29 protein-coding genes are annotated in these 24,310 nt (G+C 31.5%); 9 read left to right on the top strand and 20 right to left on the bottom strand.

Annotation, left to right across the window (positions count from 1 at the left end):
• The first annotated feature begins 23 nt into the window (after nucleotides 1-23).
• A complete protein-coding gene (gene larB, locus ACZ5LY_RS04920) occupies nucleotides 24-785 on the top strand; it encodes a nickel pincer cofactor biosynthesis protein LarB (RefSeq protein WP_013414293.1) in 762 nt (253 codons plus the stop codon).
• On the opposite strand, the gene hisE is transcribed toward larB, so the two are convergent.
• The 5 genes from hisE to ACZ5LY_RS04895 are packed head-to-tail and all read right to left on the bottom strand — an operon-like array spanning nucleotide 768 to nucleotide 4,441.
• Nucleotides 768-1,049 (bottom strand): phosphoribosyl-ATP diphosphatase, encoded by a 282-nt coding sequence (hisE, locus tag ACZ5LY_RS04915; protein ID WP_013414292.1) that lies wholly within the window; start codon nucleotides 1,047-1,049, stop codon nucleotides 768-770. The genes larB and hisE overlap by 18 nt on opposite strands.
• Entirely contained in the window at nucleotides 1,033-1,833 is an 801-nt protein-coding gene (locus tag ACZ5LY_RS04910) for a CBS domain-containing ParB/RepB/Spo0J family partition protein (RefSeq protein WP_464577193.1), read from the bottom strand. The genes hisE and ACZ5LY_RS04910 overlap by 17 nt, the downstream gene beginning before the upstream one ends.
• 4 nt (nucleotides 1,834-1,837) lie before the next feature.
• Nucleotides 1,838-2,065: a DUF504 domain-containing protein gene (locus ACZ5LY_RS04905; protein WP_013414290.1), complete on the bottom strand. Its 228-nt coding sequence runs from the start codon at nucleotides 2,063-2,065 to the stop codon at nucleotides 1,838-1,840.
• A gap of 2 nt (nucleotides 2,066-2,067) precedes the next feature.
• On the bottom strand, nucleotides 2,068-3,432 hold the full coding sequence (gene gatB, locus ACZ5LY_RS04900) for an Asp-tRNA(Asn)/Glu-tRNA(Gln) amidotransferase subunit GatB (protein ID WP_464577191.1): 1,365 nt from the start codon (nucleotides 3,430-3,432) through the stop codon (nucleotides 2,068-2,070).
• Nucleotides 3,433-3,439: 7 nt separating this feature from the next.
• Complete coding sequence (locus tag ACZ5LY_RS04895; RefSeq protein ID WP_464577189.1) at nucleotides 3,440-4,441, bottom strand: radical SAM protein; 1,002 nt, start codon at nucleotides 4,439-4,441, stop codon at nucleotides 3,440-3,442.
• Nucleotides 4,442-4,472: 31 nt separating this feature from the next.
• Between ACZ5LY_RS04895 and ACZ5LY_RS04890 the strand changes: the two genes are divergently transcribed.
• Nucleotides 4,473-4,763: a zinc ribbon domain-containing protein gene (locus ACZ5LY_RS04890; protein ID WP_048060606.1), complete on the top strand. Its 291-nt coding sequence runs from the start codon at nucleotides 4,473-4,475 to the stop codon at nucleotides 4,761-4,763.
• 12 nt (nucleotides 4,764-4,775) lie between these two features.
• Complete coding sequence (locus tag ACZ5LY_RS04885; protein ID WP_013414287.1) at nucleotides 4,776-5,258, top strand: adenosine-specific kinase; 483 nt, start codon at nucleotides 4,776-4,778, stop codon at nucleotides 5,256-5,258.
• Here ACZ5LY_RS04885 and ACZ5LY_RS04880 read toward each other — a convergent pair.
• The 3 genes from ACZ5LY_RS04880 to aroE are packed head-to-tail and all read right to left on the bottom strand — an operon-like array spanning nucleotide 5,255 to nucleotide 7,463.
• Nucleotides 5,255-6,436, bottom strand: coding sequence for an NAD(P)/FAD-dependent oxidoreductase (locus ACZ5LY_RS04880; RefSeq protein ID WP_464577186.1), 1,182 nt, complete (start codon nucleotides 6,434-6,436; stop codon nucleotides 5,255-5,257). The two genes, ACZ5LY_RS04885 and ACZ5LY_RS04880, sit on opposite strands and share 4 nt — an antisense overlap.
• Nucleotides 6,437-6,440: 4 nt before the next feature.
• The gene (locus ACZ5LY_RS04875; RefSeq protein WP_013414285.1) at nucleotides 6,441-6,602 is read right to left on the bottom strand and encodes a 4Fe-4S binding protein; all 162 of its coding nucleotides are present in this window, start codon (nucleotides 6,600-6,602) and stop codon (nucleotides 6,441-6,443) included.
• Between the two features lie 15 nt (nucleotides 6,603-6,617).
• Nucleotides 6,618-7,463, bottom strand: a complete 846-nt coding sequence (gene aroE, locus ACZ5LY_RS04870; RefSeq protein ID WP_013414284.1) for a shikimate dehydrogenase — start codon at nucleotides 7,461-7,463, stop codon at nucleotides 6,618-6,620.
• A 56-nt stretch (nucleotides 7,464-7,519) separates the two neighbouring features.
• Between aroE and ACZ5LY_RS04865 the strand changes: the two genes are divergently transcribed.
• The 4 genes from ACZ5LY_RS04865 to ACZ5LY_RS04850 are packed head-to-tail and all read left to right on the top strand — an operon-like array spanning nucleotide 7,520 to nucleotide 11,755.
• On the top strand, nucleotides 7,520-7,999 hold the full coding sequence (locus ACZ5LY_RS04865) for a DUF1947 domain-containing protein (RefSeq protein ID WP_464577184.1): 480 nt from the start codon (nucleotides 7,520-7,522) through the stop codon (nucleotides 7,997-7,999).
• Entirely contained in the window at nucleotides 7,981-8,724 is a 744-nt protein-coding gene (gene arfB / locus ACZ5LY_RS04860; protein ID WP_464577182.1) for a 2-amino-5-formylamino-6-ribosylaminopyrimidin-4(3H)-one 5'-monophosphate deformylase, read from the top strand. Before ACZ5LY_RS04865 ends, arfB begins: the two co-directional genes overlap by 19 nt.
• Nucleotides 8,711-11,080 carry a ribonucleotide reductase N-terminal alpha domain-containing protein gene (locus tag ACZ5LY_RS04855; protein ID WP_464577180.1) on the top strand — a complete coding sequence of 790 codons (2,370 nt, stop codon included), beginning with the start codon at nucleotides 8,711-8,713 and terminating at the stop codon, nucleotides 11,078-11,080. Before arfB ends, ACZ5LY_RS04855 begins: the two co-directional genes overlap by 14 nt.
• Before the next feature lie 18 nt (nucleotides 11,081-11,098).
• Nucleotides 11,099-11,755: a DUF5612 domain-containing protein gene (locus ACZ5LY_RS04850; protein ID WP_013414280.1), complete on the top strand. Its 657-nt coding sequence runs from the start codon at nucleotides 11,099-11,101 to the stop codon at nucleotides 11,753-11,755.
• A gap of 262 nt (nucleotides 11,756-12,017) precedes the next feature.
• On the opposite strand, the gene ACZ5LY_RS04845 is transcribed toward ACZ5LY_RS04850, so the two are convergent.
• Together ACZ5LY_RS04845 and ACZ5LY_RS04840 are read right to left on the bottom strand one after the other, a co-directional pair.
• Nucleotides 12,018-12,635, bottom strand: a complete 618-nt coding sequence (locus ACZ5LY_RS04845; protein WP_464577999.1) for a metal-dependent hydrolase — start codon at nucleotides 12,633-12,635, stop codon at nucleotides 12,018-12,020.
• Between the two features lie 25 nt (nucleotides 12,636-12,660).
• The gene (locus ACZ5LY_RS04840; protein ID WP_013414278.1) at nucleotides 12,661-13,386 is read right to left on the bottom strand and encodes a succinylglutamate desuccinylase/aspartoacylase domain-containing protein; all 726 of its coding nucleotides are present in this window, start codon (nucleotides 13,384-13,386) and stop codon (nucleotides 12,661-12,663) included.
• A gap of 59 nt (nucleotides 13,387-13,445) precedes the next feature.
• On the opposite strand from ACZ5LY_RS04840, the gene ACZ5LY_RS04835 reads away from it, so the two are divergent.
• Entirely contained in the window at nucleotides 13,446-14,618 is a 1,173-nt protein-coding gene (locus ACZ5LY_RS04835; protein WP_013414277.1) for an argininosuccinate synthase, read from the top strand.
• A gap of 4 nt (nucleotides 14,619-14,622) precedes the next feature.
• Nucleotides 14,623-14,880 carry a pro-sigmaK processing inhibitor BofA family protein gene (locus ACZ5LY_RS04830; protein WP_013414276.1) on the top strand — a complete coding sequence of 86 codons (258 nt, stop codon included), beginning with the start codon at nucleotides 14,623-14,625 and terminating at the stop codon, nucleotides 14,878-14,880.
• On the opposite strand, the gene ACZ5LY_RS04825 is transcribed toward ACZ5LY_RS04830, so the two are convergent.
• The 10 genes from ACZ5LY_RS04825 to ACZ5LY_RS04780 are packed head-to-tail and all read right to left on the bottom strand — an operon-like array spanning nucleotide 14,872 to nucleotide 24,289.
• Nucleotides 14,872-16,320: an NAD(P)H-hydrate dehydratase gene (locus ACZ5LY_RS04825; protein ID WP_464577177.1), complete on the bottom strand. Its 1,449-nt coding sequence runs from the start codon at nucleotides 16,318-16,320 to the stop codon at nucleotides 14,872-14,874. The genes ACZ5LY_RS04830 and ACZ5LY_RS04825 overlap by 9 nt on opposite strands.
• A 26-nt stretch (nucleotides 16,321-16,346) precedes the next feature.
• Nucleotides 16,347-17,066: a type 1 glutamine amidotransferase gene (locus ACZ5LY_RS04820; RefSeq protein ID WP_464577175.1), complete on the bottom strand. Its 720-nt coding sequence runs from the start codon at nucleotides 17,064-17,066 to the stop codon at nucleotides 16,347-16,349.
• Nucleotides 17,063-18,397, bottom strand: coding sequence for a MurT ligase domain-containing protein (locus ACZ5LY_RS04815; RefSeq protein WP_464577173.1), 1,335 nt, complete (start codon nucleotides 18,395-18,397; stop codon nucleotides 17,063-17,065). The genes ACZ5LY_RS04820 and ACZ5LY_RS04815 overlap by 4 nt, the downstream gene beginning before the upstream one ends.
• A gap of 5 nt (nucleotides 18,398-18,402) precedes the next feature.
• Nucleotides 18,403-18,993 (bottom strand): orotate phosphoribosyltransferase-like protein, encoded by a 591-nt coding sequence (locus tag ACZ5LY_RS04810; RefSeq protein ID WP_013414272.1) that lies wholly within the window; start codon nucleotides 18,991-18,993, stop codon nucleotides 18,403-18,405.
• Complete coding sequence (locus ACZ5LY_RS04805; RefSeq protein WP_013414271.1) at nucleotides 18,986-19,948, bottom strand: UDP-N-acetylglucosamine 3-dehydrogenase; 963 nt, start codon at nucleotides 19,946-19,948, stop codon at nucleotides 18,986-18,988. The genes ACZ5LY_RS04810 and ACZ5LY_RS04805 overlap by 8 nt, the downstream gene beginning before the upstream one ends.
• A complete protein-coding gene (gene hemC, locus ACZ5LY_RS04800) occupies nucleotides 19,945-20,814 on the bottom strand; it encodes a hydroxymethylbilane synthase (protein WP_464577171.1) in 870 nt (289 codons plus the stop codon). Before hemC ends, ACZ5LY_RS04805 begins: the two co-directional genes overlap by 4 nt.
• An 11-nt stretch (nucleotides 20,815-20,825) precedes the next feature.
• On the bottom strand, nucleotides 20,826-22,139 hold the full coding sequence (gene cfbE / locus ACZ5LY_RS04795; protein WP_464577169.1) for a coenzyme F430 synthase: 1,314 nt from the start codon (nucleotides 22,137-22,139) through the stop codon (nucleotides 20,826-20,828).
• Between the two features lie 18 nt (nucleotides 22,140-22,157).
• A complete protein-coding gene (locus ACZ5LY_RS04790) occupies nucleotides 22,158-22,988 on the bottom strand; it encodes an NAD(+) kinase (protein WP_013414268.1) in 831 nt (276 codons plus the stop codon).
• Complete coding sequence (locus ACZ5LY_RS04785) at nucleotides 22,988-23,833, bottom strand: bifunctional fructose-bisphosphatase/inositol-phosphate phosphatase (RefSeq protein ID WP_464577166.1); 846 nt, start codon at nucleotides 23,831-23,833, stop codon at nucleotides 22,988-22,990. Before ACZ5LY_RS04785 ends, ACZ5LY_RS04790 begins: the two co-directional genes overlap by 1 nt.
• A gap of 12 nt (nucleotides 23,834-23,845) precedes the next feature.
• Nucleotides 23,846-24,289 (bottom strand): pyruvoyl-dependent arginine decarboxylase, encoded by a 444-nt coding sequence (locus ACZ5LY_RS04780; protein ID WP_013414266.1) that lies wholly within the window; start codon nucleotides 24,287-24,289, stop codon nucleotides 23,846-23,848.
• Nucleotides 24,290-24,310 lie beyond the last annotated feature (21 nt).

Genomic DNA, 24,310 nt, shown 5'->3' with positions numbered 1-24,310 from the left:
AAAAATGATTTAAGTGATTTACTATGAGAGAAATACTTAAAAAATTAGCAGACGGCAAAATATCTATAAAAGAAGCAGAAAAACTTATAAAATCGTTCCAAATAAAAGAAATAGAAGATTTAGCTAAATTTGATTTAGGTAGGGAGGTAAGAACAGGTATTCCAGAAGTGGTATTGTCAATTGGGAAAAGTCCTGAAAAAATTGCCAAAATAATAAAAGCATGTGGAAATAAAGGATTGATCATAACACGACTCAATGAATCAAAATACAAAAAAATCGTTACAAAATTACCTAAAAATTGTGAAGTAAGGTATTATAAAGAAGGAAGAGTTATGATAGTTGGAAAACATGAAAAAGTGGTAGAAGGTCATGTAGGTATAATTACTGGTGGCACTGCCGATATACCTGTTGCTGAAGAAGCAAAAATAATACTTGAAGAGATGGGTTGTAAAGTGTCTATGGTGTATGATGTAGGGATAGCAGGCATACATAGATTATTTAGATATTTGAGAAAATTAATAAAGAAAAATGTACAACTTTTAATAGTCGTAGCTGGTATGGAAGGCGCATTACCATCTGTTGTCGCAGGTTTAGTTGATTTACCTGTGATCGCTGTCCCAACATCTGTTGGATATGGTGCAGGTGGAAAAGGCATTGCAGCTCTGCTTTCTATGCTCCAATCTTGTGTACCTGGCGTAGTTGTTGTTAATATTGATAATGGTTTTGGAGCTGCGGCTTTTGCATTAAAAATATTAAAACAAATAAATTCACCTTCTTCTCCTTAAAAATTCTTTAGAAAGTTCTTCAAGTTTTATACCTTTATACACAAGTAATACTAACACATGAAAAATCAAATCAGCAGCTTCTTCCACAATGTTTTCATTGTTTTTAGATGCTATTATTAATTCTGCACATTCTTCACCAATTTTCTCTAATATTTTATCTTCAGCAGCCTTACCATTATCTTGCATTAAGCGTGAACTATAAGAATCAATAGGGTTATCACGCCTATCTTCAAGCACTTTATATACTTCATTTAGTATCTTCATCTTTTCGCCTCTTAACAGTAGTTATCGTTGTTAAAGGATGTTGTACTTCATCAATTACTTCTATGTCGTCTATTGAATAAATTTTATTTTTATCAGCGCTTTTTTCAATGCCAAGCTTTATATCCTTATCTAGGTGTATTACATATGCATCTATCTCTTTATATCCTAACCTATGAGCTGCAACTACTCTATGGTGACCATCTACAATTACGTAATGATCGCCAGTTTTAACAGCTATTATAGGTTCAGCAAGACCTCTTTTAAGTTCATAAGTTCTTCCTTTTAATTCATCTGCATATATTTTACCTTGTGTAGGCCTCAATTTTTTTAAAGGTATTCTTTTTCTTTTAACTTCAGTTTTGACATTGTAAATTTGTTTTAATGTATTTCTAAAATAGCTAACTTTTGTTGGGGTGGATCTTTCAATATGTGATCTTATTATATCTGTGTTGGTTATTATACCCACAACCTTTCCTTCTCCATTTACAACAGGTAAACGTGATACACCCTCTCTAAACATTACTCTTGCTGCATCATGAATTGTCATGTTCTCTCGAGTTACCACAACATCGGTGGACATTATTTCTTTAACTTTTTTTGCTGAAGGATTAGTAATTAAATCAAAAGATGTAACCATTCCTACAAGTTTGCCGTCATCTGTAACAGGAAAACCATCGTGCTGGGTTTTTTTCATTAATTCTACCAACTCAGACGTGGGTGTTTCAGGAGTTACACATATAACTTTCCGAGTCATATAATCTTTAACTAATGCTTTATCAGCCATTGACTCACTTCCTTTCCCATACAAAATTTTTGCATTGAACTTTAACTATACGATGATATGGAATAGCAACATCATTCTTCAATATTATAAATCCTCTATCGATGTTTTTTATTTCTGAACCTTTTATTGTCTTTAAATTTCCTGGGGAACCTCTATGTATATAAGTAATTTTGCAATTAGAGAGATCATATTTTGGATGCCACTTAAGCATGTTAATAATATTTTGTGCCATATTTATTTTGACTCTTCAACCTTACTTTTTAATATTTGCATTGTTCGTTGAGGATCGACCTTTCCTTTTGTAAGTTTCATGACTTGTCCAAGTAAGAAATTTAAGGCTGCTTTTTTACCATTATGATAATCATTTACAGCTTTTGGATTGTCTTTAATAGCTTTTTCAACAGCTTTCAATATTTTTTCTTCATCTTCAATTACGCCTAAAAGACCTAATTCTTTTGCTATTTCTTTTGGAGATTTTTTATTAAATGGTAGATGCTCAATTATTTTTTTGCCTGCTTTTACAGTTATTTCTTTGTTCTGTATCATTTTTAACAATTCTATAAGTTGTTTTGGTGTGATACCACTCTCAGCAAAAGTTATATTATTATATGAAAGAACTCTCTTCAACTCTTCTCTCATCCATTGTGCTGCAAATTTTGGATTAATTTCCTTTGCAACTTCTTCAAATGCATTTGCCAACGCAAGTTCTGAAGTAAGTACGTGTGCATCCTCTTTTGATATTTTATATTGCTCTACAAATCTTTTAACTTTCATTGATGGTGTTTCAGGCAAACTCTGTTTTATTTTCTCAATATACTTTTCATCAAATTTCATTGGGGGTAAATCTGGATCTGGTATATATCTGTAATCTTCAGCTTCTTCTTTCATTCTCATAGGCACTGTTATCATTTGAGATTCTAAAAATGCTCTTGTTTCTCTAGCAACTTCCATGCCTCTCTCTAAAAGATTTTTTTGTCTCATAATTTCAAATTTTAAAGCTTTGTATGCACCTTTTATTGAATTTATATTTTTTATCTCTACTCTTCTACCACCTTCCAATGAAACATTTACATCTGCACGCATAGTTCCTTCTCCTCTGGCATCCCCACTGTATTCTAAAACTCTCATAAGTTCTTTAAGGAATTCCCTAGCTTCCTCTGGAGAATTTATATCAGGCTCTGTAACTACCTCTATTAGAGGAATTCCAGAACGATTAAAATCAACTACTCCTAAATCAGGCTTATATTGCCCAGGATCTTCTTCAAGATGTACTTCTCTAATTCTAATACCATTTAGTTCTCCATCATATCCAATAGGTGTTGAAGTCCTCTGATATCCAGAAGGTAAATCTGGATAATCATAATGTTTACGCATGAAATATATAGTTCCCTTGTTTATTTTGCATCCAAGCATTAAAGCTATCTTTAATGCACTTTCTATAGCTTTTTCATTTGGTGCGGAAGGTTTTGCTCCTGGTTGGTTTAAACAAACTGGACAAACGTTTGTATTAGGATCTGCGTCTTGATAATTTGTTGGACAACTGCAAAAAAGTTTTGATTTTGTTTTTAGTTGGATGTGTATTTCAAATCCACATTTCATCTTAATGTTAATTCCTCCTGGCTTTTGATAAACATCTCATTATATATCTATCAACAAAAGGTTTAATTTTATTATCACAACTACCTTTAGTGAGACGACTTATATCTGTGAAAGTTCCTTTAAGTTTTCTACCGCACCACTTTACTTCTTCTTCAACTCTCTTCCCATATCTATTTCCAAACATTGAAAATAATGGAAACTTTGTCAATCCATTAGCACCTGCGAGTATCAATGGTCCTATGTTAGCCAGGTTATCAATCCAAGTTCCACAAATAATTTTTAATTTTGGAAAAGTAATTCTTGTTGCAGCTACAGTGCCTGCATAATAAAGGGATGCTGGTTGTGGAGTATTCTCAAATATAGTGCCTTTGTGGGGATTTAGGGAATAAAATGTAATTCTATCAATTTTATAATTTTCTATTATTTCAAAAAGATATTTCAAATCTTCAACTTTTTCACCTATGCCAAGTATTATGGTTATTCCTTTTTTAAATCCAAGTTCATCAGCTTTTTCTAACATTTGAAGAATTTTTTCTTGTGGCTTGCTTGGACATACTTTTTTGTGGAGTTCTGGATTAGCAGTCTCTAATGCACCAGTTATTCCTTCTACTTCTTCACCATATTTATCAAGATCAGTTGTAATTCCAATATTTAACCAAACAGGTTTTCCAGTAATTTCATATATTTTTTCAGCTATTTCTTTAATTTCTTCAGTTGTAAATGCGCCATAACCTCCAGCCAGGAATTCAATATTCCAACCTATTCTCTTACATATTTCTGCTTCAGCTAATATTGAATATATATTTCTTCTAGCTTTTTTAGGATCTTTAATTCTTTTCTTTTGAGTACTCATATAACAAAATGCACAATCGCCTCTCTCACACCACCAAGAAAGAAAAATTGCTCTTTCTAAAGTTATTATATTTCCATGTTTTTTCAATGTAATTTCATTGGCTTTGTCAAGTAGTTCAAGTATCCTAAAGTTTTTTATTTTATCAATGACATTCATTATTACACCATGTAATTTTTTGGTGAGAAAATTGAAATGTCCGAATTGTGGTAATAAAATAAGTAGGAATGCTAAATATTGCCCATATTGTGGTATATATCTTAAAACTGATTCATCGTTTGAATGGAGTACTATTTTCATAGGAGGACTAATTTTTGTAATTGTTGAGAGAATTACAAAAGATTTACTTCCTTTTCCCACTTTTATATCATTAATAGTTGTTATATTATATTTATCATCTAAGAAAAGAAAAACATCATTTATAATTCTACTTACATTAACAATATTAATGGCTCTTTCAATAAAAATGTTATTAACTTAAGAGGGAGAGGGCATGGAGATAAAGAAAATTAATATTGACGTTCCTGAAGAAACGAATGTAATAATAGGGCAAAGTCATTTTATAAAAACTGTGGAAGATTTATATGAAGCAATTGTAAATACAGTTCCTCAGGCTAAATTTGGGATAGCATTTGCAGAGGCCTCTGGAGATAGATTAATAAGACATGTGGGAAATGACGAAGAGTTAGAAAAGATAGCAATAAAAAACATGGAAAAAATTGGTGCAGGACATTCCTTCATTATTTACTTAAAAAACGCTTATCCCATAAATATACTTCAAAGATTAAAAACAGTGCCTGAAGTAGTAAATATTTTATGTGCTACTGCAAACCCTGTACAAGTATTAATAGTTGAGACAGATCAAGGTCGTAGTATAATAGGAGTTGTTGATGGATATACTCCAGTTGGAGTTGAAAAAGAAAAAGATATAAAAAAGCGAAAGAAATTTCTTAGAGATATTGGATACAAATTTTAAATTAGTTTTCCAAGTTTAACTAAGGCCTTTGGAGAAACCTTTATTAATTTTTTAACAAGTTCACGTGTACTTACTTTATCAAATTCTATATCTTTAAATGCTTCAGCAATGGAATCTAACTCCTCATCACTTAAAGATAATAAATAATTTTTAACTTTTAAATATTTATCTATTTCTTCTCCGATTTCTTTTTTACACAACTCTTCATACTTCTTTAACATTTTTTCAGAATTATCATCTTTATCTATAGCTTCTGCAGCAACTTTTCCTGCAAGCATTCCGCCTACCATCCCTGTTACAAGACCTCCCCCAGTTAAGGGGTTAACCTGTCCGGCAGCATCTCCAACAACCATTAAACCATCAGCAACCAAATTTTTATGCATTCCTGCAACTGGAACTCCACCAACATTAAATTCTACAGGTTGAGCATTTTTGGTGGCAGAATTTTCCTTAACAAAACTTAAAAGATGTTCATATGCACTTTTCTTAGTTTTTGTATTTAAAACTCCAAGCCCAACATTTGCTACGTCATCAGATTTTGGAAATATCCAGGCATAGCCTCCAGGTGCCACATTACCAAAATAAAATTCTATACAACTACTGTCATCTATATCTACATTAACCATTTCAAATTGAGCAGCTGAAATCATGTCTTTGACTTTTGTGTGAGTTTTTAAACCAAACCATCTAGCAACTCTAGATTCTGGACCATCAGCTGCAATAACTATTTTTGTTTTTATATCTATTTTTTCATCCATGCAATAGGCATGAACTATTATATCATCATTTTTTTTATCAATGCCTCTAGCAATTGTTTTAACTTTTATTTTAGCACCGGATCTAGCAGCCTCCATTGCCAAATATTTATCAAAAATTTTCCTTTCTAATATATATCCTGCCTCTGGAAATTTAACTTTGTCAGCTGTAAGCCACACACTTGTATTATTGGGGGATACTAATCTTACACCTGTTATTTCATTTGTAATCCAAGCTTTTTTTGGTTTTATATTCACTCTTTTTAAACCTTCAGCAGAAATTCCTTCTGCACATCTTTTTGGTGTACCTATCTCTGACATTTTATCTATTAAAATAACTTCAGCACCATTCTCTGCAGCATTTCTTGCAGCTATAGATCCAGCTGGACCAGCTCCTACAACTAAAACATCAGTTTTTAACATGAGATCACCTTGACAATGCATTTATAGGACATACTTTTATGCAAAATTCACATTCATTACATTTTTTCTTGTCAAATCTTAAAGAGGACTCACAAACTTCTATGGCATTATTGGGACAAACACCAGCACATTCCCCACAATACATACACCACTCACAAACTTTCATATATTCACCTCAATTTCATTTTAATTCCTTTAAAACTGACTGTCTCATAACATCGATTGGTGCTTCCATTCCAGTCCATATTTTAAATGCCTCTGCACCTTGGTATACCAACATTTCAACGCCAGAAATTGTTTTTGCCCCTGCTTTTTCTGCTTCTTTTAGTAAAGTTGTTTTAATTGGGTTGTAAACAAGATCATTCACAATTAAATTCTCATGCATCATTTCAGCTTTTACTAATGGTTCCTGATTAACGTTTGGATACATCCCAACTGGTGTTGCATCAATTAATATATCAGTATCTTTGATTTCTTTTTCAATTAATTCAAGGCTGCCACTGTTTGTTTTAACACCTGTTTTTTTATTTATATCTTTTGCCAGCTCTTCAGCCTTTTCTACAGTCCTATTTAATATACATATATTTTTAGCCCCTTCTAATGCTAATTGGAATGCTACAGCTCTTGCAGCTCCTCCTGCACCCAGTATTAATATTTTTTTATTTTTTATTTCTGTTACTTCTTTTAGAGCCATTACTGCACCTTTACCGTCAGTATTAAATCCTTTAATACCATCATCTTCAAATTTTATTGTATTTATCGCACCAATAAGTTTTGCAGCGTCATCAATCCAATCTAGATATTTTATCACATTTCTCTTGTGAGGTATCGTTACATTTAAACCTTTTATATTTAATGCTTTACTTCCTTTTATTGCATCTTTTAAATTTTCCTTTTTCACATGAAATGGTACATATACATAATCTAAACCGTAATATTCAAATGCTGCATTGTGCATGACTGGAGAAAGACTGTGTTCCACAGGATCACCTATTACACCAACGACCTTAGTTTTCCCTGTTATCATTTTTCATCACCATCCGTAAATTTTTATAATTAAATTCGTTAATACTGATTAATTAAATGAAAGTTAAAAAAAGACACTTTCTTAAGAAGAAGGAAATAAAAAAAATTAAAGATAAGCTAGATGAATACTCAGAAATAATTTCAGAAGATTCAAATGTCGAGATAGCATATACCACTGAATTTCCATTAATTTTGGTGAATAAAGAGCCTTTTGCAATATTATACAATAAAAAAATTATCCCTACTCTTAAGGCAATAATTAAAACAAATATCAAACCTAAAAAGAAAGTAACTGTTGATATGGGGGCTATAAAGTATATATCAAATGGTGCAGACGTAATGTGTCCCGGAATAGTTAAAGCTGATTCTAAGATAAAAAAAGGAGACATTACAGTAGTAATAGATGAAAAACATGGGAAACCACTAGCTATTGGGTTTGCATTGATTGATGGCGATGAAATGACAAAAAGGGAGCGTGGTAGGGCCGTAAAAAACATACATTATGTAGGAGATAAGGTATGGAATCTAGATTTATAAAAGCTGAAAGGGATACAAAGCTGAAGCTAAATTATGATGCAGGGAATATCATATCACCTAAAGTACATAGTGTAGGTGTATTGGCACTTGGTTCATATCTTGAAAATCATGGCCCTGTATTACCAATAGATACAGATATCAAAATAGCTTCATATTTAGCTTTAAATGCAAGTATAAAAACAGGAGCTAAATTTATTGGCACTGTTTATCCAGCAACAGAATATCCATATGTAAAGCATGGTATACACGTATCAGTGAAAGATTTGATTGAAAATATTGTTTCTATCATGAAATTAGCAAACAAATATATTGGGATAGATAAATCTGTCATTGTAAATGCACATGGAGGAAATTTACCACTCAAAAAACATATAAATGTAATAGAGAGAGAAACAGGTATGAAAATCGTAATGAACAATAAAATTGTGGAGATAGAAGGTCCTCATGCAGGTAGTGGAGAAACTTCACTAGGCTATGTCATAGGAATAGCAGATGTAGAAAGAATGAATGAAATTGATTTTAAAAAATATCCAGAAATTGGCATGGTTGGTTTAAAATCTGCTAGAAAATTAAATAAAAAAATAGATGAGGGAGCTAAAATTGTAGAGAAAGAAGGAGTAAAAATAAATCCTAAACTTGGAAGAAAATTATTAAATATTGCTTTAAATGATATTATAAATGATATAAAACACCTGATTAGCATGGATAAAAATGAAACTAAGTAAAAATGCATTAGAAGTTTTAAAAAGGAGATATTTACGGCGGAACGAAAAAGGGGAAGTAATAGAGACTCCTAAAGAAATGTTTAGAAGAGTAGCTCACCATGTAGCTAAAGCTGACACCATATATGGTGAAAAAGATATTTCAGAAACTGAAGAAAAATTTTATAATATAATGAAAAATTTTGAATTTTTACCTAATTCACCAACGCTTATGAATGCTGGAACGGCAATAGGTCAATTATCTGCTTGTTTTGTATTGCCTGTTGGAGATTCTATTGAAGAAATATTTGATGCATTGAAATACATGGCATTAATTCATAAATCTGGAGGCGGTGTAGGATTTTCTTTTTCTAAATTAAGACCAAAGGGAGATGTAGTTGCATCTACTGGGGGAGTAGCTTCAGGACCTGTATCTTTTATGAGAATATTTGATGTAGCAACAGATGTTATAAAACAAGGTGGTAGAAGACGCGGGGCAAACATGGGTGTACTTCGATATGATCATCCTGATATTGAAGAGTTTATAGAATCAAAAAAAGTAGAAGGAAAATTTTCTAATTTTAACATTTCCGTGGCAGCAGATGAAAAATTCATGGACGCTGTAATAAAAAACAAAGAATACGAATTAATAAATCCAAGGAATAAAAAAGTTGTAAAAAAAGTTAAAGCAAGAAATATTTTTAGGAAGATAGTGAAAATGGCTTGGTCCCATGGAGATCCTGGAATGATATTTCTGGACCATATAAATAAACATAATCCAACACCACATTTGGGAAAAATAGAAGCTACGAACCCTTGTGTCACTGCAGATACTTGGGTTATGACATCAAAAGGCCCTAGAAAAGTTAAAAATCTAATAAATACCAAATTTATAGCTGTTGTAAATGGAAAAGAATATATATCTGAAACTGGATTTTTCCCAACAGGTGTTAAACCTGTTTATAAAATTATTACAAAAGAAGGATTTGAACTACGTGCAACTGAGGATCATATGGTTTTAAAAAAGAATAAAAATGGGTTTGAATGGGTAAGAGTTCATGAATTAAAACCTGGTGACAAACTAGTTATGAACAACCACAGAGGTTATAATTGGAAAGGAATATCAAAAAATATTTCATGTTTAGATGAAGAAGCTGAAATAGCATCGAAAAAATCTTATTTAGAATTTATCAATAAGCTAGATTATGATGATCTCAACTATGAAAAATTGAAGATATTACAACGTATGTTACTTAGATTAGGAGTGTTTTCAAAAATTAAAAAAGAAAAATTAATTATAGAAGATGATAATATAGAATTTACATCAACTGTTAAAAAAATAGAATTTGATGGAATTGAAACTGTGTATGATACGCAAATACCTGGAATAAATGCTTTTGATGCAAATGGTTTTTATGTGCATAATTGTGGCGAACAACCATTATTACCATATGAATCCTGTAATTTAGGATCTATAAATCTTACTAAAATTGTAAAAAATAAAAAAATAGATTGGAAAAAACTTAGAAGAATTACAAGGATTGCAATTCATTTTTTAGACAATGTAATTGATGTAAATAAATATCCAACTAAAGAAATTGAAAAAATGACAAAAAAGACACGTAAAGTTGGTTTAGGGGTTATGGGATTTGCAGACATGCTTATAAAATTAGGAATTCCATACGATTCTCCAAAAGCTCTTCAAATTGCAGAAAAACTCATGAATTTTATAAGTAAGGAAGCTAGAAAAAAATCTGTAGAACTTGGTGAAGAAAGAGGATCATTTCCCTCATTTAAAGGTAGTAAGTGGGAAAAAGAAGGGTATGAACACATGAGAAATGCAACTACAACTACAATTGCACCTACAGGAACCTTAAGTATAATAGCAAACGTTAGTAGTAGTATAGAACCAATATTTGCAATAGCATTTATAAGAGAAGTCATGGAAGGCACTGTACTTCTTGAAATTCATCCATTATTTGAAAAAATTGCAAAAGAAAGAGGCTTTTATTCATTGGATTTAATGAAAAAAATTGCAAAGAAAGGATCTATACAGGATTTTGATGAAATACCAGAGGATATTAGGCGTTTATTTGTTACAAGTCATGATATTGATCCAATTTGGCATGTTAAAATGCAGGCAGCATTTCAAAAGTATGTGGATAATGCAGTATCAAAGACTGTTAATCTCCCCAAAGATGCTAAGCCAAAAGACGTTGAAAGAGTTTTCTTGACTGCCTACAAATTAGGATGTAAAGGTATAACCGTTTATAGATACGGTAGTAAACGAGAACAGGTGCTAAAATTAAATGCAGATCGATATATAGTGGCAAAATCAGAATATGCAGGTGCATGTACAGATACAACTTGTCCAAGTTAAATAGAAGAAGTGATAAGTATGAAGAATCTTGCAATTACGGTTAAAACAGTTGATCGGCCAGGAGTCTTGAATAAAATAACTGAAATACTAGTGAAAAATGGTATAAATATCACATATGCAAACATTCATGTATTAAAAAACAAACATGGGAAAATATATTTAGAATTGGAAAACGTTACAGATCCTGATAAACTTATAAATGAGCTTAAGGAATCTGAAGTTGTTTTAGATGTTACAAAGCATCGCTCGTTGGATGAAATTTATGGAAAAAGAGTTATAGTAATTGGTGGTGGAGCTCAAGTAGCTCAGGTTGCAGCAGGTGCAATCAGTGAAGCTGACAGACATAATATCCGTGGAGAAAGAATAAGTGTTGATACAATACCTTTGGTTGGTGAAGAGGAATTAGCTGAAGCAGTTCTAGCTGTAGGTAGACTTCCCCGCGTAGCTGCGCTTGTCTTAGCAGGGTCATTGATGGGTGGTAAAATAACTAAAGCTGTTGAAAAGATTAAAAAAGAACATGGAATAATTGTTATAACACTTAGCATGCCAGGAAGCGTTACAAAAAAAGCCGATCTTGTTGTAACAGATCCTATTCAGGCAGGCGTGATGGCAGTAATGGCAGTAGCCGATACAGCAAGTTTTGATATTAAAAGAGTTGAAGGTAAGAAATTTTAACTCTATTACTGGGAAGTATCTATGTAAAGAGAGTTGAAAAGTATTTATAATAAATTTCTTCACTTACTAATAAAAGCTGAAAAAGCTGTATTTGGGAAAGTTAATCCACGTCAGGATTAAACTATGGAAATAAGTTAGAGGATTATATATCAGCGTGTAGGATTCTAAAATAGGAGGAACAGTCCTGATATTCTATCTAAGAGAGAAAAAAAACTTTACTCAAGACTATTTCATATAGAGATATACCTCAAGTAAGTTTTCCCTATGAAGCAGGAAACTTCGTAAGGAGTAGCTTATAGGAATAAACTATCCACAAAATTAACAATATTATAGATAATCCTTTTTTAAATCTTTTTTTACTTAAAGGATATAAGAATTTAATGCCATGGGGCGTAAATCCATCAAGAATTATGTGGCTTAAGTAACCAATACTTAATGGCAAGAATATATCCATAAAGGTAAGATTTAAACATGATTTTTCAAATAAAAAAAGGTACAAAGCAAAAAATGGTAGAAACCTTAATTTAAAGACAATTGCTACTAAAAATAATAAAACTAAAATATTTGCAATTTTATGTTGGAAAAAATTCTGGACATAAAAAATAAAAATTGTTAAAAGTGTAGGGATAAAGATTGTACCAAATAGGGAATGACTAATGCCTCTATGTTTAGAAAAATAGAAAAATAAACCTAAAGATAATAAAGAACAGCTAATAAAAATTAATTTTTTATAAAAATAAGATAATGTCAAAAACAACAATCCTACTATTATTATGGATATTGTTTTTTTCTTTTTCACGACATGATCTAAGTCAGGTAACATGCTACCTATTATAGCGAAAAATGGAGTTATGGGAGAATTTATAAAAGGCAATATCATTATAAAAGAGAAAATCACATGTTTTTTATATGATGGCAACCAAATCCTCCTTAATTATATTAAAATAACTGAGGACAATTATCATTTGGAGGAAAGACCTTCTTATACTTTTTTCATCAGCCTTTCCTTTCTTACTCACAACTTCACATGTTACAGCTGGAAGATAACGCAAATTACATTCATCTTCTAATGCACCACGATATTTCTCTCCAGCTTTCTCATGACATATTAATTTAGCTGAAATTTTTTGAGCTATAAAAGATCCTAAAATAAAACTATCCATACAAGGATTTTTAGAGCAGAACACGCTTTCTTCTCCAGGGTTTCCTCCTATCTCGGTTGAATGGAAGTCTGCTAAAGCATCTGCATGTGAAAGTGCAAAATTGAGAACATGATTTGTTATTGTACCCTCACAGTGGGAAAGTCTATTTAAATCCTTACCTCTTAAATTTCTAACATTTTCCATTGTTGATTTTGGAGCTACAAATGGTATTACATAAACGGTGCCATCCAATTTACAATTTTTTAAGAATTCAATTAATCTAACAGCTGCTAGTTGTGGAGGGAGTTCATCTCCATGGACTCCGGCAGTTACCATTACTTTGGGACTTCCACTACCTAATTTAACAACAGGTGTTCCTTTTTTGGCATAATATACTAATTTCTCATTTTTGAGAAACTTATTTATGTATGGATTTCTTGTTATATCACCACCACTATCCTTACAAATTATGTGTATTTTTGGAGTCATTATTTCCTCTCCAAAAAATTATATATGATTACTTGTAAGTGAAAAAATAGGTGATAAAGTTGAATAAAGCTGTTCTTGCATTTAGTGGAGGACTTGATACTACAGTATGTATAAAATTGTTAGAAGAGAAATATAATATGAATGTTATAACTGCGTGCGTAGATGTGGGACAAGATAAAGAAGATATTAAACAGGCCGAAACTATAGCAAAAAAATATAGTTACAAACACTACACTATAGATGCTAAAGATGAGTTTGTTGAAGAGTATGTTTACAGAGCTATAAAGGCAAATGCTATTTATGAAGGTTATCCACTTAGTACAGCGTTAGCTAGGCCATTAATAGCAAAAAAGGTTGTTGAAATAGCAGAAAAAGAAAAAGCTGATGTAATTGCTCATGGATGTACAGGCAAAGGAAATGACCAATTCAGATTCGAATCTACAATAAGAGCAATTTCAGATTGTAAAATAGTTGCTCCAATACGTGATCTAAATTTAACAAGAGAAGAAGAGATTAAATATGCTAAAGAACATGGGATCGAAATACCTTCAGGAAAAAAATACAGTATTGACGAGAATATATGGGGTAGATCAATTGAAGGAAATATTTTAGAAAATCCAGATGTAGAGCCACCTGAAGATGTATTTATGTGGACGAATTCTATCCACGATGCACCTGAAGAACCTGAAAATGTGGAGATAGAATTTGATTCAGGAGTTCCAGTTTCTATAAATCAAAAAAACTTGGAACCTGTAGAAATCGTTAAAAAAGCTAATGAAATAGCAGGTAGACATGGAATAGGTAGAATTGACATTGTAGAGGATAGAATAATTGGAATTAAAAGTAGAGAAATATATGAAGCACCTGCAGCATCTTTACTTATTACTGCACATAAATCATTGGAGCAACTTACTTTAACTCGTGAGGAATTAAAATTTTGTAACATAATATCTGAAAAATATGCTGAGCTTATATACAATGGTTTATGGCATGAACCTCTGAGAGAAGATTTAGATAAGATGATAGACCATATGCAAAGAAGAGTTACAGGGTCAGTAACATTAAAACTTCATAAAGGAAGTATTAGGGTCGTTGCTAGGGATTCTCCATATGCTCTCTATAGAAAAGAAATGGTATCGTTTGATGAAAAGGCCATAGATCAAAGAGAAATTGCAGGTATGGTAAAAAATTATGGTATACAGGCCCTAATATATAATAAGATGTTTAGGTGATTTTTTGTCAATTACAACAATTCTTTTTGCTATTATAGTGATAGCAATAGGTTTAGCATTCCTAAAATTTTTATTAAGTATTGGAAGAATAGTCCTCAGATTAGCATTGCAAATTTTAACAGGTTTGGTGTTACTTCACTTAGTTAATTTTCTACCTTTTGTACATATCCCAATTAATATATTAACAGTATTAGTTGCAGGATTTGGAGGTATAACCGGCGTTGGAGTGCTAATTCTACTTCGTATACTTGGGCTACTTTAATTTCATGGCCTTTGGAATAAATTTTAACATCTTAGTTGCTGTAAAATTATACCCATATGTTTCACTGGCTAGATCTCCTGCTTTTCCATTTATAAATGCTCCTAAACATGCTGCATCAAAAGGTCTTAATTTTTGCGATATAAGCGAAGCAACAATGCCTGATAAAACATCTCCCGTTCCACCAACGGTCATGCCGGGATTTCCAGTTTTATTTAACCGTATTTTTCCATTTTGAGCTATAATATCTATTTTGCCTTTGAGCAATATCACGCCATTTATTTTTTTAGAGGCCGAAGTAACATATTTTATCTTTGACTTTAAATCTTTACCACTAATTTTGAACAGTCTCTTAAATTCTCCTAGATGCGGTGTCAAAACAATGTTTTCAAAATCTTTGATATCTTCTATTTCTACAAGTTTTAATGCATCAGCATCTATAACTATAGGAGTTGTATCATCAATCTCTCTTATTAAAAACTTAAATGCTTTACGAGTTTTAGGATTTTCTTCCAAACCAGGGCCAATTACAATACTATCTGATTTTTCTACGAGTTCCATGTCTATTTTATCTACATAATCACTATCTATCTCTTTAACAATTAAATCAGGACTATATGATTTTATAACTGGAGCTGCAGTCTTTGGGCATAAAATTGTTACAAGATCACATCCTGCCTGTAATGCTGCCAACCCTGACAATGCAGGAGCACCACTATATACAGGACTACCACCAATAATTAAAACTTTACCATTTTCTCCTTTATGTGATTCAGGATTCCTTTTGATTCTAATTAAGTCTCCAGGACCTACAAATACTTCAGCTTCTTTTGGAATTCCTATGTCACATACTATTATTTTTCCAGCAGTTTTAGTGTCTAATCCTTTTTTTATTTTGTGGAAAGTTATTGTATAATCAGCTTTAACAGCTATATCACTTATTTTTCCTGTTGTAGGATCTAAACCACTAGGAACATCTACCGCTACCACCACAGCATTAGAATCATTTATTAGCTTTATAGCAGATCTTATAGGTTCTCGAATTTTTCCTTTAATTCCTGTTCCCAACATTGCATCCACAATTATGCCATCTACACTACTAGGAAGATAAGAAGAATCTAAAACAACATTAACATTCAAATTGTCAGAATACGTCATATTATTTATTATTTCCCAATTTTTGATTGTTTCTTTAGACCTTATTCTTTGAGGATGTGTCATTAAAAAGACTTCAACTTTAAATCCTCTATTAACTAAGTGTCTAGCTGCCACTAATCCATCCCCACCATTGCCTCCAGAACCACAAAATATAGATATTTTTTCATTTTCTGTTTCAGCAATACTAACAATTTTTTCTGCCAAGCATCTTCCAGCATTTTCCATCAATAAAAGTCGAGGAATTCCCAAATACTCTGCATTCCTATCAATTATTTCTGTCTTCATATTTTTCCCTTTTAATAACTCATTGATTAACCATATAATTTTAAAACTTTTTTATGGGCCGCATATTCAATTTCGTCATTTAATTCCTCTAAAGAAGAAATATTATATTTTCTCTCAAGTGCTTTTAAAATTAAATAATCTGTTAAATGAGGATTTTTTGGTAGTAATGGTCCATGAAGATATGTACCTATGCAATTTCTATATACCATTCCTTCTTTTCCATCTTCTCCATTGTTACCATAACCAACTCTTACAAATCCAAATGGTTCATAATCACTATATGTCCTGCCTCCATGATTTTCAAAACCAACAATGGTCTTTGGTTTTAATCCTAAATTATTTTCGATTATTATATTTCCAATTAGTCTGTCTTTCCCACTTATAGTTTCATATTTAAATATACCAAGACCTGGCAGCTCATTTCCTTCGCTATCTATGTATTTTTTCCCTAACAACTGATATCCACCACATATCGCCAATATTACAGCATCATCTTTTATAATTCTTTTAAATTCTTGTCTGTAATTTAGAAAATCTTTATATACAATCCTTTGTCCTCTGTCTGATCCCCCACCAATGAAAAATATATCTATTTCATCAAAATCGTATTTATCATGAATTGTGAAGGGAATGATCTCAATATCTATATTACGCCATTCACACCTCCTTTTTATTGTAATTACATTTCCTCTATCTCCATAAAGATTCAAAACATCTGGATACATATGTAATAATTTCAATTTCATTTTTTCACCAACTCTAATACAATGTCCCTACTTTCAAAAACTGCTGTATATGTTGGTATTATATAGACTCTCTTAACTTTTGTCATGATTCCTTTCTTAATAGCACTTTTCATATTATCATCAATCTCTATAAGATCTGTTGGGACATTTGCATACTTGATTCTAAGTGCAATGTCTTCTGCTCTTATTCCAGAACATATTATTGAATTTATATTTTTTATTTTTTTAAGCTCACTAAAATCAGCGTCCCAGATCCATGATACATCTTCACCATCTGCTGGATTATCATTTAAAATGAAAACCAAGGTTTTTTTATTTTCATCTTGTTTTATTGTTCTTATTACTTCAGTTAATCCAATTGGATTTTTTGCAAGTGCTATTTTAATAATTTTATTTTTATATGCAATTTCTTCCATTCTACCTAATCTATATGTAAAGTTGCTGATTCTTTCCTTAATTATATTTGGATCTAGTCCTAGTTCACAACAAGTTGCAAATGCAGCGCAACAATTATACAAATTATATATTCCTTCATACCTGAAAGAGATGTCTTTAGTAATCTTACCATTGTATCTTACATCAAATGTAAATTTTCCATCAAATTTAACATTGTCAACTAGGTATTTTCTTTCTGGATTTTTAAATCCACAGTTATTACACTTATATTCGCCTAGATGTCCATAATTAAAGAATTTATAATCCATTTTTGCACCGCATTTTGGACAATACCATGTTTCAACAACTTTTCCCTTCTCACTACTAAATTTGTTTTTATTTACACCATAGAAAATTTTTTCATGTTCTAAATCATTAAATTGAGCAACTAAGGGATCGTCAGCATTCAACACTAATTTAAGATTCTTTTTCTTTTTTAAAACATTTTTTACTAATGCCACTGTATTTTCAATTTCTCCATATCTATCTAGCTGGTCCCTAAAAAAATTAGTTACAACGACAAAATCAGGGTTTATATAATTTAAGACATCATCCAAAGACCCTTCATCTATTTCAAACACACCCCAATCATATTTATCCTTAAAATCTGCTATAAAAGCACTGGCAACACCCTGCGCCATATTTGCTCCTCTTAAATTTGAAAGCACATTCTTAAATTTTCCTTTAAGAATATATGAAATCAAATTATTTGTAGTTGTTTTACCATTTGTACCTGTTATGATTATTTTCTTTTTGCATCTTTTATCTATAACCTTCAATAAATTTGGATAAATTTTTAATGCTATGTTTCCAGGCAATGCTGTAGCACTTCTACCTAAAAGTCTTAAACCAAATCTTACAATTTTTCCTAAGATAATAGCTAATCGGAATCTCATTTCATTTATCCTACCCTAGTAACTTTAATTAATGATTCAACTGGCACTCCATCAACTTCTTTGAGATTTTTCTTGTCAATTAACACTACAACTGCAACTGGTTTTGCCCCTTGCTCCTTTACAACTTTTACAGCTTCCTTAACAGTCCTACCACTTGTTATAACATCGTCCACAATGATTACCTTTTTATTATATATGCTTGCGAAATTACTGCTGATTGTACCATCTACATCCTTTTCTTTCCTTAATTTAGCAGGGTGAAAAACTGAAAATGATAATTCCTTATTCATTAATGTTGCCATCAATGTTGCTATTGGTACCCCACTAACAGCTATTCCCACTATACCTTCCACATCATACTTAGATGCTATATCTGCCATGATAGCTGATACATATTTTAGTCTTGATGCACTTTCACTCAAACATCTCCAATCAATGGCAATGTCTGTTGGAGCTTTTCTACTAACTTTTTCTTCAGCCTTTAATATCAGCCATCTTGCTGTGTCTCTGGAGATATTTAATTCATCCGCTATTTCTCCAGTTGTAAATCCTCTAGCTCGAAGTTCTTGAGCTTTTTTTATAAGTTCTTTATTCATTTTTTCCACCTTCTAATCTTACAGGATATCCTTTTTTTGCAGATTTTATAGCATTTAACACAACTTTAAGTGCATACAATCCACTTTCACCATTTACAGGAGGTTCTTTATCTTCCAACACAGAATTTACAAATGATCTTAATTCATTTTTTAAAGGTTCTTCTTTATTTATACTTATGTTTTGTGCGAATTTACCATGTACTTTAAGATTTTGAGTAATATAATCAACAGATATAATCCCATCTGTACCTGTTATTGATAATTTTCTTTTTTTGTAAGGAGTTAGCCAATTAACTTCTAGTAAACCAACTATATTTTCCTGAAATTTTACCATGATTTCAGCATGATCTTCAAATTCACATTTATTTAAAATACTTCCCATGTATGCATATACTTCCACAACTTTCTTTTCAAAAAGATAATGCATGATATCTATGTCATGAATTGCGAGATCTATAGTCACCCCAACGTCTTTGATTCGTGGCGGAAATGGTCCAACCCTTTTTGTGGATGCTGTAACAATGTCACCAATGGTTCCACTTTCTACAACTTCTTTTGCTTTTTGTACAGCTGGATTAAAACGTTCTACATGTCCGACACTTAACTTAACATTCTTTTTTCTTGCAAATTTAATCATTTCTTTGGCTTCTTCAACTGTAAATGCAATTGGTTTTTCAACTAAAACATGTTTTCCATGTTCTATAGCATCCATTGTAACTTTATAGTGATAAGTGGTTGGTACACACACACTTACAGCGTCTATTTCAGGCATTTCGAGGACTTTCATATAATCTGTGAATCCTTTTGTATTATATCTTTTTGTGACCCTTTTGAGAGCAGTCTTTGATATATCTGCCACTGCTAAAAGATTTGCATTTTTTAATTGGGAATAGACTCTTGCATGATTGTAACCCATAGCTCCTACTCCTATAACTCCAACATTTAATTTTTTCAGATGTAACCCTCCATTTTTTTTGCAGCTTTTTTTCCTAATTTTGTAGCTTCATGAAGTTTCCCATCTAGCTCAATTTTTGAAAGCAGTTTGCCTTTCTTAGACAGTAAAATTGCATAAAGATTTAAATTTTTGCCTTTGGATCTGGCCACAACACCTATAGGCCATTGGCATCCAACGCCAAGTTCTTTTAGTACTGTTCTTTCAGCAGTTACTTCATAAAATGCTCTATGATTATTTAATTTTTTTAATACAGAGATATATTTACTATCAGACCTCGTTTCTATAGCTATTGCTCCTTGTCCTGCAGAGGGAGTAAAATATTTCACAGAAAATCTTTTTTTAATATATTTTTCAAGATTTAAACGCTTTAGTGCGGCTTCAGCCATTATTGTAGCATCGTATTCTCCATCTTCGACTTTTTTAATTCTAGTCTCAATGTTTCCTCTCAAAGGTTTTATTTTAAATTTTTTTCCATGGTAACGACAAAATGCTTTTCTTCTTAAACTACTTGTACCTAAAATACATTCTTCAGATAATTCATCCCAACTATATTTAGAAACTAAAACTTCGTTTGGTGAATCTCTATGTGGGATAGCTACTATCTCTAAATCCTCATGTAATTCTGTTGGTACATCTTTCAAACTATGGACTGCCAAATCAACTTCTTCATTTAGCACTGCCTTGTCAATTTCTTTTGTAAAAACTCCTCTTTGACCTATTTTATGTAACTGAGAATCCTTGATTTTATCCCCTGTTGTTTTTATAATTTTGATTTTTACTTCCTCATTAACCAATTTTGAAAGTTGATTAACAACATAATATGTTTGTTTGAGTGCTAATGGACTACCTCTGGTACCAACTATCATTTTTTATCACTTCATCTTTTGCTTAAATCTGAATATTTTGACCTGTACACAAACACAATATTTTTAAAACCTCTTTCTATAAATGATTTTAGCAATTTATTAGGATTGTCAGCATATTCCACTTTCCTTTTTATTTTTTTTAATAAGCTTTTTCCAACCTCATCTACTAATGCTACATTAACATCTCTATTATTATCAATTATTTTAGCAACTCTTTCCTCATTGAGTTCTTCACAGGTGGCACCATATTGACCACCGATGATCACTACAGAATTTTTTAGATTTTTGGCAATTTCCAGTGAATTTTCAATAGTTTTAGTGTTTATACCTGGATTTATTTCCTCTATTATTCTACAACCATTTTTTCTTTTTATGGAACTTCTTCCTTTTAAGCCTCTAAAATTATACAATCCTTTTTTTATGTATTTTGTTTTAACGCCTAAAGACAATGCAGCAGATATAGCTGCTAAAACATTTAACAAATAATGAGATGTTGGTGCAAATGTTTCTATACGTATATTTCCACAAAATTCTCCCTTTAAAGTTTTTAATCCATCTACATTTACTTTAAATGAGGTTTTTTCAAAATCATATTTTATGGATGAAGTCCAAACATTTACATCATCATGATAATTTATAGAGAAAGTATTTGCTTCCCCTATGTATTCCTTATAAAATTTTTTTAGTGTTTTGTAATCACAGCAAGTTATTTTACTCCTAAATATTTGTTTTTTAGCTTCACTAGCTTTTCTTTTTCCTCCAGCTATCGGATAATCCTCAACTATATTTGTTAATACACCAACATCTGCTAATCCTGTACCTCCAAGTGATACTTCAAATATACAAACTCCAAATTTGTCTTTTCCCAATTTAATAGCCTTGATTATATTTGCTGGAGTTATGCTCACGTCTTTTTTTAAAACTTTATCTTTTAAAAAAATACCAATACTGCTCAATATTAATGGGTTTTTATGAGATAAAATTTCTTTTAACATCCATACTACCGATGTCTTGCCCTTAACACCAGTAACTTCAATTATTGGTATGTCTCTTTTATTTTTCCAATCCTGCAAAATAAAATTTACAGCCTCATGATGTGTAAAATCAGGAGTTATATTTAGAGGGCAATGAACTGGTGCAATTATTTTAATATTTTTTCTTTTAGGGACAGCATCTACAAATTTAAAATACTTACTTAAGAATTTCTTTTTTTCTTTAGGAACAGTATTGTAGATGTCCCAAACAAAAACATTGTCAAAATATTTTTTTAATTCTTTGGCTAAGGTAATACCACCATGCGTGAGATCTACAACAAGGACATCCATAAAAACACCATTAAAATATTAAAGAAAGGCAATGCCACCTTCAGTTAATTTTTCTCTGATTCTTCTGTAAAAACCTTTTTTTAATCTTACAAAATAAGCAGGGGATTTATATTTTTTAAGTGTTAATTCTTCCATATAAGTTATTTTATCTTCTGCTTGACCATCAACAACCACTATTGCATCTTTTCCTTTCTTTAAAAGCTTAATTTTTATTTTACTATTATCTGGAACTACTAGAGGTCTTGCACTTAATTTAAATGGACATATTGGGACTATTATAAATGCATCCACATTTGGATCTACAATAGGACCTCCAGCAGACATTGAATATGCCGTAGATCCACTAGGTGTAGAAACAATCATTCCATCTGCTCTTAAATTTTCAACCACTTCATCATCCACTAAAACTTCAAAATGAAGCATTTTTGCAGGCTTACTAGTTATTACAACAACCTCATTAAGTGCTGGAGGTAATTTTTTTCCACAAACTTCCAATCTGCTTCTCTCCTCAATAAAATATTTACCTGAAATCACTTTTTCTAAAGCTTCAAATGCGTTTTGATGATCTATTTCTGTTAAAAATCCAATAGTACCCATATTTATACCAAAAATAGGTATGTTTTTGGCAATCCCTTGCGTTCTAAGTATTGTACCATCGCCACCTATAGTAACAATCATGTCTGCTTCCATTTTTTCTAAGTCACATTTTATGTCTTTTTTGTTAATAATATCAGCTAGTGATGATTCCACTGAAACTTGAATACCTTTCTTTTCTAAAAACTCTACAATTTTTTTTGCTAGTTTGATGGATTTTTGCATGTCTAATCTTGCAACAAGTCCAATATGCATTAAAGTTCCTCCAAAACTTCTATAATTTTTGAATGTAAAGCATTGTTTCCTGCAGCAACTAAAGATGTCCTTTCTCTTACATTCAATGGGCCATTTATAACATTGCCTTGATGGTCTGTAACTATCCCTCCAGCTTCGTCTACAATAAGTTTTGCAGCAGCAATGTCCACAATTCTTAACCTTCCTCTTATATCTATAAATGCATCATATACGCCATTAGCAACATAACTTAATTCTAAAGCTACTGCACCCAATATTCTCATCCTTCTTATCTTGCTACATAAATTATCCAGATCTTTAAATCTAGTTCCATAAATAAAAGCACCAACAGATGCTTCATTCAAAAATTTATTTGATGATGGAGATATTTCATTTCCGTTTAAAGATGCACCTCCATCTTTTATGGCTGTATAGGTATCTCTTGTTGTAAAATTCCTTACAACTCCAATAACAACATCATTAAGTACAGGATCTCTATTTTGCGGATGTTCAGCTACAGCTATCGATATGCCATAAAAAGGAATGTTTTTTATAGCATTAGTTGTTCCATCAAGAGGATCAACAACAAAAGTTATTTTTTTGTTTCTACTTACAACTTTCTTATTTATATCAAAACTTCCAGATTCTTCAGTTACTAATCCAACAGGTTCTCCAACTTCTTTTAACACATTTATAACTTCATCTTCAGCTATTAAATCTATCAATTTTGTTGGAGTACCATCAGCACCCATTTTAACTATCTTTCCAGCTTCTTCAGTACCAATTAATGGTGATATTGCTCTTTCTACGCGTCTAGCCATTTCCAATGATACTTTTTTCCATTTTCTAATTTCTGATTCATCCATTCAGACACCTTTCTATTCTATATAAACTACCGCAGCAACCACTGCACCACATTTTTTAACTCTATGATTTATCTCCTCCACAATTAATTCTTCTATTTTTTTATTCCTTTTTTTCATCATGTTTTTAACAGTTGATACACATCTTTCCCTAACTTTTTCAGGACTTACATTTACGCCACTGTGTTCAGCTATACATCCAAAATCTTTTGACATTGCAACAGCTACACTAGCAGAAATTAAATCATCTTTTCTTTCCGAAATCTTTTTCGCTAATACACATTTAACCATTGATCCTACTTCAAATTTAGGTAATGGAATTATTTTTGCACCTGGCGGAACTATACTAGAAACTTCTATCAAATTTACATTTCCAATACCAGCATCTAATAAGGCATTATCAAATGCATTTAACTTTGTGGGGCCTTCACTTTTACCAGAAGTTATAGCAATATTCAAGTTACCACCTCACAAATTTTT

Source organism: Methanothermus sociabilis (assembly GCF_055392295.1).
This window is presented reverse-complemented; position numbering and strand designations above follow the sequence as displayed.

Bases quoted from the DNA above. Each gene is read 5' to 3' on its own strand.
- ACZ5LY_RS04785 (WP_464577166.1), bottom strand. From the start codon at position 23,833: ATGGATGAATCAGAAATTAGAAAATGGAAAAAAGTATCATTGGAAATG.
- hisE (WP_013414292.1), bottom strand. From the start codon at position 1,049: ATGAAGATACTAAATGAAGTATATAAAGTGCTTGAAGATAGGCGTGAT.
- ACZ5LY_RS04815 (WP_464577173.1), bottom strand. From the start codon at position 18,397: ATGAGATTCCGATTAGCTATTATCTTAGGAAAAATTGTAAGATTTGGT.
- arfB (WP_464577182.1), top strand. From the start codon at position 7,981: ATGGAATCTAGATTTATAAAAGCTGAAAGGGATACAAAGCTGAAGCTA.
- aroE (WP_013414284.1), bottom strand. From the start codon at position 7,463: ATGATAACAGGGAAAACTAAGGTCGTTGGTGTAATAGGTGATCCTGTG.
- ACZ5LY_RS04825 (WP_464577177.1), bottom strand. From the start codon at position 16,320: ATGAAGACAGAAATAATTGATAGGAATGCAGAGTATTTGGGAATTCCT.
- ACZ5LY_RS04850 (WP_013414280.1), top strand. From the start codon at position 11,099: ATGAAGAATCTTGCAATTACGGTTAAAACAGTTGATCGGCCAGGAGTC.
- ACZ5LY_RS04810 (WP_013414272.1), bottom strand. From the start codon at position 18,993: ATGAATAAAGAACTTATAAAAAAAGCTCAAGAACTTCGAGCTAGAGGA.
- ACZ5LY_RS04880 (WP_464577186.1), bottom strand. From the start codon at position 6,436: ATGTTAAAAACTGATGTTTTAGTTGTAGGAGCTGGTCCAGCTGGATCT.
- larB (WP_013414293.1), top strand. From the start codon at position 24: ATGAGAGAAATACTTAAAAAATTAGCAGACGGCAAAATATCTATAAAA.
- hemC (WP_464577171.1), bottom strand. From the start codon at position 20,814: ATGATAGTTGGTACCAGAGGTAGTCCATTAGCACTCAAACAAACATAT.
- ACZ5LY_RS04910 (WP_464577193.1), bottom strand. From the start codon at position 1,833: ATGGCTGATAAAGCATTAGTTAAAGATTATATGACTCGGAAAGTTATA.
- ACZ5LY_RS04885 (WP_013414287.1), top strand. From the start codon at position 4,776: ATGGAGATAAAGAAAATTAATATTGACGTTCCTGAAGAAACGAATGTA.
- ACZ5LY_RS04820 (WP_464577175.1), bottom strand. From the start codon at position 17,066: ATGAAATTGAAATTATTACATATGTATCCAGATGTTTTGAATCTTTAT.
- ACZ5LY_RS04845 (WP_464577999.1), bottom strand. From the start codon at position 12,635: ATGATATTGCCTTTTATAAATTCTCCCATAACTCCATTTTTCGCTATA.
- ACZ5LY_RS04855 (WP_464577180.1), top strand. From the start codon at position 8,711: ATGAAACTAAGTAAAAATGCATTAGAAGTTTTAAAAAGGAGATATTTA.
- ACZ5LY_RS04840 (WP_013414278.1), bottom strand. From the start codon at position 13,386: ATGACTCCAAAAATACACATAATTTGTAAGGATAGTGGTGGTGATATA.
- ACZ5LY_RS04790 (WP_013414268.1), bottom strand. From the start codon at position 22,988: ATGCATATTGGACTTGTTGCAAGATTAGACATGCAAAAATCCATCAAA.
- ACZ5LY_RS04875 (WP_013414285.1), bottom strand. From the start codon at position 6,602: ATGAAAGTTTGTGAGTGGTGTATGTATTGTGGGGAATGTGCTGGTGTT.
- gatB (WP_464577191.1), bottom strand. From the start codon at position 3,432: ATGAAATGTGGATTTGAAATACACATCCAACTAAAAACAAAATCAAAA.
- ACZ5LY_RS04905 (WP_013414290.1), bottom strand. From the start codon at position 2,065: ATGGCACAAAATATTATTAACATGCTTAAGTGGCATCCAAAATATGAT.
- ACZ5LY_RS04865 (WP_464577184.1), top strand. From the start codon at position 7,520: ATGAAAGTTAAAAAAAGACACTTTCTTAAGAAGAAGGAAATAAAAAAA.
- ACZ5LY_RS04895 (WP_464577189.1), bottom strand. From the start codon at position 4,441: ATGAATGTCATTGATAAAATAAAAAACTTTAGGATACTTGAACTACTT.
- cfbE (WP_464577169.1), bottom strand. From the start codon at position 22,139: ATGGATGTCCTTGTTGTAGATCTCACGCATGGTGGTATTACCTTAGCC.